The sequence below is a fragment of the Methanolacinia paynteri genome (assembly GCF_000784355.1).
Classification (GTDB): Archaea; Halobacteriota; Methanomicrobia; order Methanomicrobiales; family Methanomicrobiaceae; genus Methanolacinia; species Methanolacinia paynteri.
In genome coordinates this window covers 82550-98814 of the sequence record NZ_KN360926.1, presented here as the reverse complement: position 1 = coordinate 98814, position 16265 = coordinate 82550, and the positions used below count along the sequence as shown (strand labels likewise).

The 16265-nt window shown below is 45.0% G+C and carries 16 protein-coding genes; 3 read left to right on the top strand and 13 right to left on the bottom strand.

The annotated features are described in order from the left end of the window. Window positions 1–3: 3 nt before the first annotated feature. The 5 genes from METPAY_RS02940 to METPAY_RS02920 form a co-directional block, all read right to left on the bottom strand. Window positions 4–945 carry an NAD-dependent epimerase/dehydratase family protein gene (locus METPAY_RS02940; RefSeq protein ID WP_048148990.1) on the bottom strand — a complete coding sequence of 314 codons (942 nt, stop codon included), beginning with the start codon at window positions 943–945 and terminating at the stop codon, window positions 4–6. Beyond that, entirely contained in the window at window positions 942–2243 is a 1302-nt protein-coding gene (locus tag METPAY_RS02935) for a protoporphyrinogen/coproporphyrinogen oxidase (protein WP_048148988.1), read from the bottom strand. The genes METPAY_RS02940 and METPAY_RS02935 overlap by 4 nt, the downstream gene beginning before the upstream one ends. A gap of 68 nt (window positions 2244–2311) precedes the next feature. After that, window positions 2312–3028 (bottom strand): transaldolase, encoded by a 717-nt coding sequence (locus tag METPAY_RS02930; protein WP_048148985.1) that lies wholly within the window; start codon window positions 3026–3028, stop codon window positions 2312–2314. A 97-nt stretch (window positions 3029–3125) separates the two neighbouring features. Further along, window positions 3126–3722 (bottom strand): D-glycero-alpha-D-manno-heptose-1,7-bisphosphate 7-phosphatase, encoded by a 597-nt coding sequence (locus METPAY_RS02925; RefSeq protein WP_048148983.1) that lies wholly within the window; start codon window positions 3720–3722, stop codon window positions 3126–3128. 7 nt (window positions 3723–3729) lie between these two features. Then, window positions 3730–4335 carry an SIS domain-containing protein gene (locus METPAY_RS02920; RefSeq protein ID WP_048148981.1) on the bottom strand — a complete coding sequence of 202 codons (606 nt, stop codon included), beginning with the start codon at window positions 4333–4335 and terminating at the stop codon, window positions 3730–3732. 222 nt (window positions 4336–4557) lie between these two features. On the opposite strand from METPAY_RS02920, the gene METPAY_RS02915 reads away from it, so the two are divergent. Next, on the top strand, window positions 4558–5715 hold the full coding sequence (locus METPAY_RS02915; protein WP_048148979.1) for a glycosyltransferase family 2 protein: 1158 nt from the start codon (window positions 4558–4560) through the stop codon (window positions 5713–5715). Between the two features lie 27 nt (window positions 5716–5742). Here the strand turns inward: METPAY_RS02915 and METPAY_RS02910 are convergent, their stop codons facing one another. Both METPAY_RS02910 and METPAY_RS02905 read right to left on the bottom strand, forming a co-directional pair. Continuing rightward, entirely contained in the window at window positions 5743–5934 is a 192-nt protein-coding gene (locus METPAY_RS02910) for a hypothetical protein (protein WP_048148977.1), read from the bottom strand. Window positions 5935–6072: 138 nt separating this feature from the next. Next, window positions 6073–6759 (bottom strand): YczE/YyaS/YitT family protein, encoded by a 687-nt coding sequence (locus METPAY_RS02905; RefSeq protein WP_245611505.1) that lies wholly within the window; start codon window positions 6757–6759, stop codon window positions 6073–6075. A gap of 202 nt (window positions 6760–6961) precedes the next feature. Between METPAY_RS02905 and METPAY_RS02900 the strand changes: the two genes are divergently transcribed. Then, complete coding sequence (locus METPAY_RS02900; protein WP_157198976.1) at window positions 6962–7993, top strand: hypothetical protein; 1032 nt, start codon at window positions 6962–6964, stop codon at window positions 7991–7993. A gap of 62 nt (window positions 7994–8055) precedes the next feature. On the opposite strand, the gene METPAY_RS02895 is transcribed toward METPAY_RS02900, so the two are convergent. The 4 genes from METPAY_RS02895 to METPAY_RS02875 form a co-directional block, all read right to left on the bottom strand. Next, entirely contained in the window at window positions 8056–9531 is a 1476-nt protein-coding gene (locus tag METPAY_RS02895) for a metallophosphoesterase (RefSeq protein ID WP_048148973.1), read from the bottom strand. A 188-nt stretch (window positions 9532–9719) separates the two neighbouring features. Next, on the bottom strand, window positions 9720–10622 hold the full coding sequence (locus METPAY_RS02890; protein ID WP_084600662.1) for a mechanosensitive ion channel family protein: 903 nt from the start codon (window positions 10620–10622) through the stop codon (window positions 9720–9722). A gap of 62 nt (window positions 10623–10684) precedes the next feature. After that, window positions 10685–12337: an NAD+ synthase gene (locus METPAY_RS02880; protein ID WP_048148967.1), complete on the bottom strand. Its 1653-nt coding sequence runs from the start codon at window positions 12335–12337 to the stop codon at window positions 10685–10687. 180 nt (window positions 12338–12517) lie between these two features. Then, on the bottom strand, window positions 12518–12697 hold the full coding sequence (locus METPAY_RS02875) for a CxxC-x17-CxxC domain-containing protein (protein ID WP_013329297.1): 180 nt from the start codon (window positions 12695–12697) through the stop codon (window positions 12518–12520). 175 nt (window positions 12698–12872) lie between these two features. Here METPAY_RS02875 and cls point away from each other — a divergent pair, with 175 nt between their 5' ends. Beyond that, window positions 12873–14351: a cardiolipin synthase gene (gene cls / locus METPAY_RS02870; RefSeq protein WP_048148962.1), complete on the top strand. Its 1479-nt coding sequence runs from the start codon at window positions 12873–12875 to the stop codon at window positions 14349–14351. Between the two features lie 8 nt (window positions 14352–14359). Here cls and METPAY_RS02865 read toward each other — a convergent pair whose 3' ends face one another. Next, a complete protein-coding gene (locus METPAY_RS02865; RefSeq protein ID WP_048149069.1) occupies window positions 14360–15244 on the bottom strand; it encodes a PHP-associated domain-containing protein in 885 nt (294 codons plus the stop codon). A 436-nt stretch (window positions 15245–15680) separates the two neighbouring features. Further along, complete coding sequence (locus METPAY_RS02860; RefSeq protein ID WP_048148959.1) at window positions 15681–16190, bottom strand: DUF6009 family protein; 510 nt, start codon at window positions 16188–16190, stop codon at window positions 15681–15683. Between the last annotated feature and the right edge of the window lie 75 nt (window positions 16191–16265).

Here is a 16265-nt window from a genome sequence, read left to right as displayed (position 1 = left end):
TAATTAAGCCTCTAATTCTTTTACTAATTTTTTTACAGAGTACAGGACTGCTTCATCTGAAGAAGATTTTGCTTTCCAGCCTAATTTGTTTATTTTTTCACAGTCGCATCTATACTGAGGTACATCTCCCGGCCACCCTCTGTCTGTCCCGGTATAATTCATTTTTACATTTGGCAATCCCATTTCTGTTACTACCATTTCTGCGATTTTATTCACATTTGTTGAAGAATCACAACCAAGGTTATAGACATTTACTCTTTCATCTGAATTATTCAGTCCAAAAAGTATACCTTCAATACAGTCGTTTACTTCAAGATATGGTTTTTCTTGTAAACCATCGCCTAAAATCTCTAATTCTGATGAATTTTTCTTTAATTTATTTATAAAATCATAAATGACACCATGTGTTCCGCGATCCCCTATAATATTGGCAAACCGGAATATCCATGCCTGCATATCAAATGTATTACAAAATGCACTAATTAATCCTTCTGAAGCCAATTTTCCTGCTCCATATAGAGAGATCGGAAGTGTCGGGCCATAATCTTCTTTTATCGGTTCGACAGGCACTTCCCCATATATCGTCCCGCTTGAAGAAAAAACAATTTTTTTTATGTTATTTGTTCTCATCGATTCAAGAACATTATATGTTACTATAGTTTCTTGGTTCAGGTCTAACGAAGTATCCATATTTCCCAGTCGTGCATCAGGATTTGCAGCAAGATGAAAAACAATATCGTGACCTGACATAGCCACTTTAACTTTTTCAAGATCTAATAGATCTCCTTCAATTAATGAAAAATTGGATTTTCCTGTATGATGTTGTATGAATTCCTTCCTCCCTGAAGAAAAATTGTCATATACTGTCACACTGCCTAATTTCATTAAATAATCAACCAGATGGCTTCCAATAAAGCCGGCACCGCCTGTTACAAACGCTTTCATACAGATTCTCCTAATATATTGTTGTTAATTTTCTTAGCTAAGTCCATCGCACTACGTATACATGCATCCATATTAAGATATTTATACTCTGAAAAACGACCACATAATTCGATCTCTTGAGTTTTTAGATAAGATTTAATAAAATCTATGTTTTTGGAGTATTCAAGATCTGGTATTACATAAGCATATTTCGTTCTTCTTAAATCAGTTTCGCAAACATCTTCTTTTTTCAGAAAACCTTCTTCTGAAAGACTGGAAATAACATTTTTTATAAGATCTTCATCGCTCAGATTCCAAATATTATCACCAATATTTGCAGTAATTTCTACCATGATTGATGATTTACCATTAGGAACCATATTTTCACTAAAATACTTATTAAAGCAAACACGATGGAATAAATGTTTTTTATCTGGAATATATACTGCTGTTTTGTCTGAAAGATTATCTACGTTTAAACCTATCATTACGATAATCAATGAATTATACTGAAGTTTTTTTGCAGCATCTTGGACTTGAGAAGGTACATCCTCAAGAGCTTGCAATAAATCAAAAATTGGTATGGTTGAGATAATTCTATCATATATTTTGTGTTCAATACCATTGCTCACAATCCATTTATTTTCCTTTTTACAGATCTTTTTAACTTCAAAGTTTTTGATTACATTAGAATTTATATTACTACTATCAATGGCTTCGATTAAACCTTGTATACCTCTGTTTACTGGATAGTAGAAATATAATTGATGCGTATATCCCTCGGTTTCTATCCCTATAGCAGATCTTAGGATGTCCTCCATCGGAGGCTTTGGAACTCTTTCAACCCAATCTAGACCCATTTCTTCCAGATTTGTATTCCATATCTTTTCATTATAGGGAATTAAATATTTCTCTGCAATCCCTTTTCCGAAGGTATAATAAACCCATTCTTTAAAATTATTTGGTTTAGGATAGTCATTATTAAGATAATAATAAAGACATTCATAGTTATCTTCTTTAGGAATTTCATGTAATCCATTTTCAAAAGGATATTTAATAAATAATTTTTTAAATAATACTTTATTATTTCGATAATGCTTATCAATATTATTTCCTAAAATAGAGACCATGAAATTAAGAACATCTTGATCTTTTGAAAAAATAATATGTCCTCCATAATCATAGTAGAAACCATTTTTATTGAAAGTTCTGCACAATCCTCCACAAACATTTTCTTTCTCAAGGATTTCTGAATCACATTGTAGGAAATGGCTTAATGACAGTCCTGTCAATCCACCTCCCAAAATACCAACTTTCATGTTTAACTCTCCAAATAAATGCTAATATGTAATTTCTCTTAAATAAAAATCTGGATATCTTTTATTATCTATATTTTATACCCCGCACTCTGTGCGTCGTCATAAAACATCTGAACGGTCTCAAGCGAGAGCTGGCTGAGATCCTTTCCTACCTGTGGAACTTTCTTCAGGATGTCATTTGTAATCGTAATGATATGGCATCCGCAGGACTCTGCCTGGATGAGATTCAGGATTTCTCTTGTACTTGCCCAGAGGAGTTCCGTCTTAGGTTTTGATTTGAGAATCTCGACGGCCTCTTTCATTATCGGCATCGGATCTCTACCTGTATCCGCAATTCTCCCTGCGAAGACCGATACAATACTTGGAGTATCAGGAGAAAGAGCATCTGCAACTTTCTTTACCTGCTCAAGTGTAAGTATTGCAGTGACGTTAAGCTTTAATCCGTCACCTGACAGTTTTTTGACGATCGGTGCAGTACTTACACCTTTTGTGTTTGTAACAGGGATTTTGATATAGACATTATCTCCCCAGCTGTCAATTTCCCTTGCTTCCTTTTCCATGTCTTCAAGATCGTCTGAGAATACCTCGAAAGAAATAGGAAGGTCCGGGATCTCTTTGAGAACGGTTTTTGCAAATTCTTTGTAGCTCTTGACCCCTGCTTTTTTCATTAAAGTAGGATTTGTCGTAAAACCACTCGCGATTCCCTTTTTATACTCCTCTCTCATTCCGTTCAGGTCCGCACCATCGGCATAGAGTTTGATTTTAAACTGTGGTAATCCGCTCATCTGTTTCTCCCGTTCTTTTTTATATAATTTTTATTTGTTACTTAACATTAAAATAATAACCTAATTGTAAGTAAAGAAGTAAATGTTTGATTTGAAATTATTCACAATCAGCATCTGAAATTTTAGATTTAAGTATTATATTTACGGCTTCAGTAAGATCCCCTGCATAAAAATCCGGCCTGACAGAACCCCTGTACCTTGCAGAATGCTTTTCTTCAATTTGAATTGTCCGTGTTCCTGCTGCCTCCCCGCACTCGATATCAGAATCGCGATCCCCGACTATCCACGATTCTGAGAGATCGATATCATAATCTTTTGCCGCCTTCAGCAGAAAATAAGGTTTGGGCTTTCTACATTCACATACACATGAATATTCAGGAACAATTCCGTCAGGGTGATGATAACAATAAAAATAATCCTTAAAATGAATTCTTGATTTTATAAAGATCACGTCCAATTTCTCGTGAACCGCTTTCAGGTTCTCAAGAGTCGTCTTTCCTTTTGCATAATCGGGTTGGTTGGATATTAAAAACAGTTCAAAGCCTGCACTGGATAATGAATGAAGGGACGGAATGACACCTGGGAACAAAACCAGTTCTCCGGGTGAATGCGGCGGTTCGTACTCTCCTGTTTCATGATTTAAAACAAGCCTGTTAATAACTCCGTCCCTGTCAAGAAAAACCGCTTTTTTCATATGAAAATTATTTTGTGCTTTCCCATTTCATTTCGAATTTCTGCAGATCCGGGCTTGAAACGATAAGATGCCAGACGACGGCCTGGAACGCTTCAGTCTGCGGAGTAACGGTCTTTTCGTTGACAGTCGGGATGATGACGCAGGCATCCGAAACTTTTGCTGTATATCCCCCATCGCGCCCGACAACGCCAATTACCTTTGCATTCTGTTCTTTCGCGAAACGAAGAGCATTGACCAGATTCACGCTGACGTTTTTCTCTTCGTTCCCTCCCCCGACAGAGAATACAAAGATGCAATCCTTTGAGTTGAGGCGGCTTCCTTTCAGCCAATTGACAAAAACGGTTTCCCACCCGTCGTCGTTGACTCTTGCAGTAAGCTCGGATACATTATCGGTAGGAGCATAGGATTCTATTCCGGCAATCTTCCTGAAATCATTCACTGCATGTGACGCATGGCCGGCACCGCCTCCGACTCCGAGAATGAAAAGCCGTCCTTCGTTCTCTCTTACGGTCTGTAAAACGTCAATCATATTCTGGATCTGTGACTTGTCAATCAGGTTGATGATCTTTATTGCGTCGTCTAGAAAATCTGAAGTATAATCAAGATCTGTCATAAATCACCTTTATATTGAACGTGGTTTTCTATTTATAATATAATCTTCTGTTTCTTAAAAATTGAGAAGAAATTGAAATCAGAAAGATTAAACAAAATCTGTTTAAATATATACGTGAATTAGATATTATATTACTGTGGGAAAATGAGTCAGATTCTTAAAGAAACGCCTATGCAGTTCCTGAATTTTTTTCTCTACTCCCCATAAAAAAAACGAAAAGACATGAACGAAAACACGGCCCCAAAATCAATTAACAATCGTCCATACATCTCAGTCATACTCCCGGCCCTCAACGAAGAGCTCACCATAGCCGACTGCATCGAAGAGATCAAAACCGTCCTCTACGAAAATAACATCTCCGCCGAGATCATCGTCTCTTCGTCCTCTACCGACAGGACGGACGAGATCGCCGAAAATCTCGGGGCAAAAGTCATCAGGCCTGAAAAGAAGGGATACGGAAATGCCTATCTTTTTGCCTTCAAAGAGGCGTCCGGGGAGATCGTCGTCATACTTGATGCTGACGGGACGTATGATATCAAAAAGATTCCTGCGTTCATAAAAGAGATCGAATCAGGCTCCGATTTCGTCATGGGTAGCCGCCTCAGGGGAAATATCATGAAAGGGGCGATGCCGGCGCTTCACCAGTATATCGGAAATCCTTTCCTTACATGGATGCTGAACAAGGTATTTAAGACTAATATATCCGATGCTCACTGCGGGATGAGGGCGATTAAAAAAGAAGCCCTCGACAGCCTCAATCTTAAGACACCGGGCATGGAGTTTGCATCCGAGATGATAATCGAAGCTGCAAGAAAGAAACTGAAGATCTCCGAGGTTCCCATAGATTATTACCCGAGGAGAGCCCCTTCCAATCTTCACAGTTTTGCGGACGGATGGAGGCATGTACGGTTCATGCTGCTCTACCAGCCGCTTCCGTTCCTTGCGATTCCGGGTTTCTTCTTCTTCGTGATGGGCGCTACGCTTATGATCCTGTATTTCTTGGAGGGAGATGTCGAAAATGCAAACCTTCACTCTTTCGTTCTTGCAGCGATTCTTTTCATAGGCGGTCTCCAGGCAATCCTGATGGGCATCAATATCAAGACCTATTCGGTTATCGCAGGCTATAGTGAACGAGTGGGAATAATAACAAAAATTGCGAATTATCAAAACCTTGAGCGTGAATTATTTGCAGGGATAATCATCATTGTGGCCGGGGTTATCATGGGAATATACATAATCCTCAACTGGATTGAATCGGGATTCGGAAGCCTGTTCCAGGTCACGAATGCAGTAATTGCATTAACACTGTTTTTATCCGGGATGCAGATCATCTTCTCTGCGGTCTTCAACAGCATGATGCTGATCAATTACGATGACTAAAATAATATTTTAAAATCAGCAGAAAACTCAGATCTTCCCTTTGATCTTAATTATCAGTCTTTTGCCCTCTTTGCCTTTCCTTTTTGCACGAACGGAAGGATGTTCATACCTGAGTATCGAAGGGTTGATGTCTCTCTTTTCAAAATCCCTCCACATATGCTTTTTTCTTGTTGATGCCCGGTTGCTCTTTCTGTTTACAAGTACAACTCTGTGTTTCATGATCAGTCTCCGGTTCCGTTTGGAGAGTGATTATTTTTGAAGTATTTAGTATTTTTTGGAGATAAAAAATATTTCCGGGAATTTCAGGATGAAATTTTATGATCGATCTGTAAGATATTTTATCCCAAAAAAAGAGTCTCAGTTCCGGTTTGCCGGAAGATCGTCCTTCGGCATATTTTCACAAAACAGCCTGTCCATAAACGACAGTCTCGGCACAAAGAACTTTACGATCAATCCGACCAGAACGGCAGCAACAATCGTGCCTTCGCGAACCCCGTTGAAGGCCGAGAACACAATAACCGATACAATGGTCGCAATAACAACCATGGATGTATCGAACCCGATCTTTACAGATCCAAATTCGAACTTCGTCCCCTGTGAAACCGCCCGGACGAAGGCATCTCCAGCCATCATCAATAAATTTCCCTTGAAGAGCAGGGCGACGCCAAAGGCGACTATCACGCAGCTTAAGAGACAGAACGCCCACTGCCAGTAATACCCGGTAATCTCGAGTCCCGACATCAGGAACATAGAGTAGTCGGTAAACACGCCGAAGACGAATATCAGTGGAACCTGGAGAAGCTGATATGATTCGAACCTGTCTTTGAGGATCATGTACTGAAAGAGAACGAAGAAGCAGTTGATTATAAACGTAAACATCCCGAATGTAAGGGGGAACGCGAGACTCAGGACATACGGCAGACATGATATGGGAGTCGTCCCGAGCCCTGCCTTTGCGGAAACGGCGATGCCGAGAGTCATTATGAAAAGTCCCGAAGTCATGACGAAAAGATTCAGGACCGTATTTCTTTTTATGCCTGACAAAACAGGTAATTAATTGGATTTTAAATGGGTTAAATGTAATTCTCCGGACAATCGGCCTCCCTTAAACTTTACGGAGAATGTGAGTCTGAAAGATATTGACTTAGAGTCTCACCCCGGAGAAAGATCGTCCGTCTCGCGGAAAAATTTATCATTTATTACCGATCATCTACGGATTGAAACCGAATATCTGGGAGATGAAAAAATGGCAAAGTATGATGATATTTATGTTCGGGATAACTTCGGTGATACCGGAGTTACTCCGTCGACCGGCATCCCTTACCAGTCACCGGATGTCATTCCCTGCCAGGATGGAACACTTTCATGGGATACGGCAAACTCAGACTATATGGGTCCTGACATCGGAAAACCGATCATAAACGGCGGGATCAACAACATCTATGTCCGGTCCAAAAACCTTAACAATGTTGCAGGTGCCGGTAAAGTCAACCTGTATTATTCCAGGGCTTCCCTCTTCCTGCGGACAGATGAATGGACTCCGGTAATCAGTGCTGGTAAGGAAGCGACCCTGTCGTTTGTCAACGGTTCGGGGGGCACTTCGATCTCTCCGAACGGTATAGCGATCTCGAATCCTTCCTTTCTCCTGACCGGTCTGCCCCCTGTTCAAAATGATCACTATTGCCTGATCGCCGTAGTTCAGACGAATGCCCACCCTGTCACTATTCCCTCTTCATTTCCGACCAATGCAGATTATGACAGGTGGGTCCAGGCAAATCCCGGCGTCGGATATCGAAACATAAGTTATTCTCCTAATACTCAAACCCAGATGAGCAGGTCTGTAGGTTTTGGGAATATGAATCTAAAAACCGAATATTTCATCATCGTTATTACCGGGCAAAAGTTTGATGAAGGCACGAAGATCAACTGCCAGTGTACAGACAAAAACTGCCCTATAGACAATGAGCAGCCTTTACCGAAGCCAAATTCACAGGGAGACCAGATCATCAGCTTCGGGGTATCCATTCCCGGCAATTTCTGGGGGGATCTGGTTGTTACGGCCACATCGCCCGGTGGGAATTTTCCCACGGGTGCAAGTCTGTTGATATCATATTACCAGGTCCCCGATCCGTCCGTTGAGCTGGACATGGAAGTTGCACGTCCTTTCGCCATGGCAGGCGGAACCGGAGAAAATTCGGACCTCACGGCCGCAATGCTCATCAAACTCGGTGAATACACGATCCGCATCACCGACAACCCGGCACTTTTTGAAATATAGATATACACCTTTTTTTCATGGCAACCGGAGATATGCATTCCACCGGCGCAATGAAGTTCGTCTCATTCCCTGATCGTGAAATCCACGAAATACGGATGTCCTTTTTTCACCACCTTGTCGTTCTCCCACGCTCCGCTGTCGCTCTTGTTCCTGAACGGTGCGGGACTACAGTAATTTGAGAATAAACCGGTCGGGCAGCCATAAGTAAAGTTAATCGACTTCCCGTTTCCGGTATTGGAGTACGTCGCGGAACCTTCGGCACCATGAATCCCGGGAGAATCCTGGAGCCAGATCCTGGAACGATGCAGGGGAATGATTTGTTTTGACGGGGGTACTATATAGCTCCCGTGAGACTCTTTGCTTCCCGTAAGGTCCACTGGGAAGTAGGTTCCGTTGAGTATGGAGATATAGCACGAGAAATCCTTGTACGGGGAATATACGATCGAATCCTCAGGGAATGTGCCGGGCACGGGGAGACTGTCAGGACTCTCGACGGAAAGGAGAGAGAGATTTCCCGAGTCGAGATCGATCTCGCCGAACGTTACCGGGTGCTGGAGTTTTCCCCCCGGGAGCGGCGAACACATGTACCCGCAGTTGATATATTTGATCGCGGCCTCTTTCAGCCCGCCTTTCGGTGTGTGCGTGTGGCCGAGGATGGCAATGTCGGCGTCGTTATCGTCCTGAAGGGCATCCCTCTGTGCCCACCATGCGATATAATCGCCGGTCATATCTGCATTTATCGATTTGACGGTGGTTAAAAGGCCGTACTTGTTCTTCCACTGCGTTCCGAGGTTATCGTAGATCTGCTCCGCTTCGGCAAATGTTACAGTACGGCCGTTTAACAGGCTGACCGGGGTGTTCTTGGATACTCCCTGAAGCGATGAGAACATATCGAGCAGTATCTGGGCGACGGACTGCGTGCCTTCCAGCGCTTTGATGAGATTTTTCAGGAGTTCCAGTTTCGACGGGACACCGTTGTCCGCAAGGTCCGCCGCGGTCTGGCCGGGGGTGAGTTTGCTTTTCACAAGGTATTCGGATATTGCACGTGTTACGAAATGCCCGATGGGAAGCGGTTTTAAGTCATTGATCCAGTCCTGGGCATTGAATATGGTATACTCGCTTCCGTGCGTTAACAGTATTTGCCCGGCCGGGGATTTTTTGACATAACGGAGATTGTCGCTATACCGGATATTTCCGATACTGGCGATATCGGCCCCGCTGACGTTCATATCGTGATTTCCGTTGATATAGGTTACAGGGACTATATCGGCGATCTCTTTCAACCTTCCGTTGGGCCCCAGGATATCCGGGTTTGCATTCACGATGTCGCTGAAACCCGGCGGTTTCGATCCGCAGGGGTAGGTCCAGAAATCGAAGACGTCCCCGAGCAGGACGACCTCGTTAATGGATGCGGCATTCTGCTCGATATAGTCCAGTGCCTGCATCAGGTACGGCTCATGGTATTTCTTCTGGTACCAGCATGTACTCGAATTGTCTCCGATATGGATGTCGCTTAAAATGACTGTTTTCATTCCCATCAAAATCATCTCCGTCTTTTGAATATGATTCACCGGGCTTGCCCCCAGTAAGTCGTTAATTAATGTTTTGGATATGACATGCTCTCGCTTAATTACATGATAAAAGTTTCCGTGCCACAGGGTGGGTTGATAAATGAGTTAGGTACGATGAAAAGATTACGATTTTATCTGTCTTTCAGGAAGTTTTCTTAATTCTCCCAGGTGTCTTTGATTTCCGGCATCATAACGGAAACGTCCCGGATTATTGCGGTTTTGATTGCCGCACGATCCTTAGAGGTCGTGAAATATTTAAGGATGAAGATAATCCCGTTGTCGCTCAGCTGGAGATTTACAATAGGTTCCACTTCGATGGAATGCAGATTTTTTCCCCCTGAAAGTCTGCCGATCTCGTCTGCCGCACACTTTTCGATCTCCGGGTTATGTTTTTGTACAGCTCCGATCAGCAGATCCCGGGCTTTCTCCAGGTCCGCAGAAAAAGGAAGCGTGATCCTGATTTCGTCGGTTACGACTGAGAGATGACGGCTGGTATTGGTCACGTTCTCCTTGAAGATAATGCCGTTCGGGATGGTGACAATCTCGCCGGTCGGGTGGTCGCCGGATTCCGGGTCGAGTTGCATCATGGTGGTACGGAAGATCCCGATATCCATAACGAGACCGTATACTCCCCTGATTTGGATCTTGTCGCCGATCCGGAATATTCCGGTCACCAGCACCATAAGGCTGCCAATTATGTTCTGGATAAAATCACGTAAAGCTATGAGGACGGCACCTACGATAACTCCCAGTGTCAGTACAATCTCTTTCGGGTCGTCGATCCAGGCGGTCAGTGCAAGGAACGCACCGATTCCAAGCAGGACTGTCATGAAGATCCTGACGGCGGTAAACCGGGACGAATCGTCGGCAATCCTGTGGATGAGAACGGCGACACCGGCGGTGTATGCGACGAGAATTATCAGGATTATTCCGAGAGTATCCAGGAGCGGGGTAAACAGGCTGATGGTGCCGGATGTGACCAGATCGATTGCAATGACGCTCGCAAAGATCAAAGCAACGATAATAAAATACGAGAAAGGGAGGGCTGACGATCGCATGAGTGATCTGAGCGTTTATAACTCATATATTATCAAAACAGTGATCTTTAACCGGTGAAATTTCAATCGCTGTAATATTTCGCGGCGATCGGCATCCTCCGCCCTGATCCGAACGCCTTCGGGGTTACCTTGAGGCCGGTTGCCGCCTGCCGCCGTTTGTACTCGTTCCTGTCCACCTGCCTGACAACCCATTCGACCGTCTCTTTGTCGAATCCCTTTGCAACGATCTCTGCCGGCGAATCCATCTCGTCGATATATGCCTCAAGTATTCCGTCGAGAATCTCGTAGGGGGGAAGGAAGTCCTGGTCGGTCTGGCCCGGCCTGAGTTCGGCGGATGGCGGCTTTGAGATGATCGCCTCCGGTATCACGGGCCTTACTCTGTTGATCTCCTGTGCCAGCTTGTAAACCGTAGTCTTCGGCACATCCGAGATCACCGCAAGTCCTCCCGACATGTCCCCGTATAGCGTGCAGTACCCGACCGCCATCTCGCTCTTGTTTCCGGTCGAGAGAACGAGGCAGCCGTACTCGTTAGAGAGTGCCATTATTATATTGCCCCTGATCCGTGCCTGTATGTTTTCGAGCGTGACGTTGGCCTCTTTCTCCCGGTCGACAAGGTTCCCGAGTGCATCGGTATATGTATCGTATATTCCGGTTACCGGGATCTCGAGCATTTTTATCCCGAGATTTTCCGCAAGTGCGACAGAGTCGTTGACGCTTCCGGCCGATGAGTACGGCCCGGGCATCGTAGCGGCGATCACGTTCTCCGGCCCGAGTGCCTCGACAGCAAGGCAGCAGACGACGGCCGAATCGATCCCTCCGGAAAGGCTGACGATGGCTTTCGAAAATCCGCATTTCTTCACGTAGTCCCTGAGTCCCAGGACGAGGGCACGGTGAATGCTCACGACTTCGTCGAGGGGCCGGTATGATCCGGGAACACCGGGAATATTCGTGTCGACCGTTACGATCGCCTCTTCGAATGCGGGAAGAACGACGATCGGGTCTCCCTTTGCATCGAGGCACATGGATCTTCCGTCGAAGATCAGCTCGTCGTTTCCGCCGACCTGGTTCACGATTACGAACGGGACAGAATGTTTTTTTGCGTGGTTCCGGAATATTTCGAACCTCACACATTCCTTTCCCGCGTGAAACGGTGAGGCCGAGATATTGATAAAAATGTCTGCACCTTTATCGGCGAGTTCCGCCTGCGGGTCGAACGTGTAGAATCGCCCGGGAAAGAGCAGCGGATCGTTCCATGCGTCCTCGCAGATCGAGATTCCCAAAGTATTGTTCCCCAGTGCAGCAACGCCCGTCGACGGAGCGGGATCGAAGTAACGGACTTCGTCGAATACGTCGTACATCGGGAGCAGGGATTTGTGCTGCGTGAACAGCAGTTCGCCGTCTTTGACAAGAAGCGCCGAGTTGTAAAGCCCCCTGCCGGTTTCTTTTCCCGTTCTACGCGGCGCGCCGAACAGGACCGCCGTATCCGGGAAGCCGGCGGAGATCTCCATGATATCCTTTACCGCACGGTACGACCTGTCGATGAAACTTTTTCGCTCAAGAAGATCCCTCGGGGGATAGCCGGTAAGGAATAATTCCGGGAAGACGACGAGATCCGGCTTGTCACTCCTGCACAGACGGAGGGTCTCATCGATCCTTTCCGTGTTTCCGTCGATATCTCCTACGACAGGGTCGAGCTGTGCAAGCGTGATCCTCATCTTCTCTTCTCCTGGTATTTATGGATATTATAATTCTAATTTGGCAGGATTGCATAAAATCTATGGCTTTATGTTTTCCTGGTTCATGCTGTCTTCTTTCCGGCAGGACACCAGAATATAGACTCAAGAGTAGGGAATATGAAATATTAACTGAAAAATCGCTTAGAAAAAAAAATTAAATTAGAATCTGGGTTTTCTGTACTTCGGCAGGCAGTCCCTGCAATATACCGGTCTTCCTTCTGTGGGTACAAATGGAACTTCGCATTCTTTTCCGCAATCTGAGCATACTGCTTTATGCATTTCTCTTGGTTCGCTGGAGCCAAAGCTTCTGCGCTGGCCGCCATAATTTCTATCATTCATTTTTATTTTCCAACAGAAGAATCTGTTATTTAGTTATATGCTATAGTAATACATAAAACACTGCTTTGTAAAAATGAATTTTTGCTTTTTTTCAAATATTTTTCCCGAATAATTGAAAGGAATATGAAAAAGAAAACTTATCAACCGTGCACGAGATAATGTTCACCTGAAGGCAATGTCTGCAACTTTTTATTATCTCTGGTCGACTGGCGGCGGTCTGCTCTCGGATCTCTACATGCTGATTCTAATCATCAACATCATCATGGTCATATCGATCATCTTTTTCGAGCGGAAAAAACCGTCCGCCGCGCTTTTGTGGGTGGCCGTCCTGCTCTTCATTCCTGTCTTCGGATTCGTTGCGTACCTGATCTTCGGGCAGACGATCTACAAGGAGAGGATCTTTAAGATCAAGGAGGATGACGACCGGAGGATCAGGGAGATAATATCAAGACAGCTTGCAATGGTCAAGAGCATTCAGTTTCTGCCCGGTGAGAAGGCCGGCGATTACAACCGCATGAGGGAGATGCTTCTTGCGACAAATTATGCGACGATAACCGGCGACAACGAGGTTGAGATATATACCGAAGGAGAAAAAAAGTTCGAAGCCCTGATCGATGCGATAAATTCGGCGGAAGAAAGTATCAACTTCCAGTATTATATAATCAGGAACGACGAACTCTCGAAAAGAATCGTCTCTGCACTGACGGAGAAAGCCCGCCAGGGTGTTAAGGTCAGGGTCCTCGGCGATGCGGTGGGCTGCCACCGTCTTCCCCGGAATTTCTTCAGGGAACTGAAGGATGCCGGTGGAGAGACGGCGTTTTTCTTCAGGTCGAAGTATATCCACATCAATATGAGGATAAATTACAGGAATCACCGCAAGATCGTGGTTATCGACGGGAAGACCGGATTTGTCGGCGGCTTTAATGTGGGCGACGAGTACCTGGGCAAAGGTCCGCTCGGGTACTGGAGGGATACTCACCTGAAGATCGTCGGGAGTGCGGTCTATTCCCTCCAGGCCCGTTTCTTCCTGGACTGGAACCACGCGGCCGAACAGGACCTGGAGTTCTTCAACACTTTTTATTTCCCTGAGATGATCCCGAAGGAGGGTTCAGTGATGCAGGTCGTATCGAGCGGACCAGATTCACGCGGGGAGGGTATCAAGATGGGCTACCTTCAGCTTATCAATAATGCAACCAGTAGCATCTACATCCAGACTCCCTATTTCATCCCCGACCAGAGTCTTCTGGATGCGTTGACTATCGCGGCCGAATCGGGCATCGATGTACGCATAATGTTTCCGTGCAAACCGGATCACCCATTCGTCTACTGGGCGGGCTTTTCATATCTTTGGGACCTGGTGGAGGCGGGAGTCCGTGTATACCTGTACGACAGGGGTTTTATCCATGCCAAGACGATTGTCGTCGACGGCCTGGTCTCTTCGGTGGGGAGCGCCAACTGGGATATCAGGAGTTTCAGGCTGAATTTCGAGACTAATGCGTTTATCTACGATGACGAGGTTTCGGAAAAACTGAAGATAGTATTCGAGGACGATCTCGAATACTGCACTGAAGTTACATGCGAGGATTACTATAAACGGACGCATGCGGTCATGTTCAAAGAATCCGTTTCAAGACTGCTCTCGGGGATCTTGTAGGATCCAAATTATTTTTTGCGGGAGAGATATTTCTCCCCGAAATGTTTCAGCCGGGGAGCGTTCTGGCTGTAATGTATCCTCAGCGACGGGGCGGTGTACCTGAAGTATTTGGGCATGATTGCGGTTGCCATGACGCCTTTTTCGATGAGGCTTTTCTCCTGTCCGACTACGTAGTTTCTCCTGTGGATGATCTCTTCGAGGAAATCTTCGGTATCTTCGGCATACGAACAGGTGAGGACGTTTCCTAGATCGCGGAGAAGGTGGCCGTCTGTCCCCCCGGTCATGCAGAGTTTATTTTCGTACGCGAGTCCGGCCGCCTTCAGGTTTAGTTTTCTTGTCATTCCCCCGCAGATGACTTCGAGGCCCGAGAAATCGCTTATGATTTTGGGATGCAGGTACTCACGCTCTATGCATTTCCCGAGTCCTTTGTTGAAGAGGAGGTACCCGAAGGGATGAGCTGCGATCGTGAGACAGTTGTAGTCCTGTGCGATCTCGACGATGTCTTCGGTGGAAAGTTTTGTCGCCAGATACGGGCTCGAACTTTTTTTATCTTCGATCCTTTTCTTGTAGCATTCTTCCATGTCTCCTCCCGAGAAGAAGTACAGGAGAATGTGCGGTCCGTCCCAGGCGCTGACCTCGGTTCCGGGGATGCACAGGACCGAATCGTCGATTCGTTTCGCCTCGAAGTATCCGCTGATCTGGTTGTGGTCGGTGATCGAGAGTCCGATCCCCTTGAACTTCGCGAGTTTGAGTGCGTCCCTCACCCTCGTGTGCGAGTCGGAGTGGTTGGTATGATAGTGCATGTCCGCTCCTGACAAGCCTGCTTTTTTCAGCCTGGCATACTCGGGGGGCCTGAAGATTACTTCGGGAGATTGGGACAGGTCGATCTTCATTTGTTCGTTTCTGTTTTCGACTCCATTGTAGAAAAGGAATGTGCCGAATGCCCGGTTGGCGTTTCGATCGCTCCTGATTGAGTAAAACTTAAATAGACGCAAAATCATGGCTGAAACCCGGAAAAAACGGTCCACACAGAAGCCCTGTACGCCATTATCTCACCTTCGGTCGATATAATCATCGTCTGAAAAAATGGGTGCTTTAAAACGCCGATATGGGGGTGGAATTCCGGGTTTTCAGGGAAAAATAAGGGTGATTTGGGCTTGTTTTTTTGGTGTTGGATTTATGATGGTTTTTGAGGGATTGCTCCTTGGATCGGGCTTTTTTTTGAAGGAATGTTATCGGATAGGAATTACAAAAAAAGAGTAGGATAAATCATCATTTATTGAACCTAATACCTCCTTTTCCGGAGTTTTTCATTAATTCATGCTTATTTTATTCAGATTTTTCTTTGCATACCCACTTGCCAGAAACAAATCTCGGATCTCCGTCTTTTTCCAATCTGGCAAGGTCTTCGGAAAGATATTTTGATTCCATATAGCACTCGCTTGTTTTGAAGAGCGATATCGAACCCGGAACGACTGCCTCCATTGGAGCGAGATATTTATAGCAGCCTTCGGGCTTTATATCACGGTCATGCTTTTTCAGCCACCAGAACCGCCTGTCGAATTTTTCCAGGTAATCAAGTTTGTGATGATAGGTTCTGCCGTCTTCCTCATCCAAGTAAGTTATTTCCGGATTTCTATCGGCAATTATCTCGTATCCAACAAGTTTTCCAAATTCGCACAGGTGGGACTTTACTCCTGCCTGTTCATATCTGCCGTTGTTTAATTCTCCTTCCCGGAGGTATCTGAATTTCATTGGATTTTCAAGCCAAACGATCTTTTTTCTCTGTTGTATTGCCTGTGTTTTGCCATCAGGATGAATTTCAACGATATAAGTCATAAAACACCTTTTTTTACTGAATCTTTTTTATGTCCGGGGATTTTCATTTATTCCTCCGGCTTTTTGGTGTTTTTT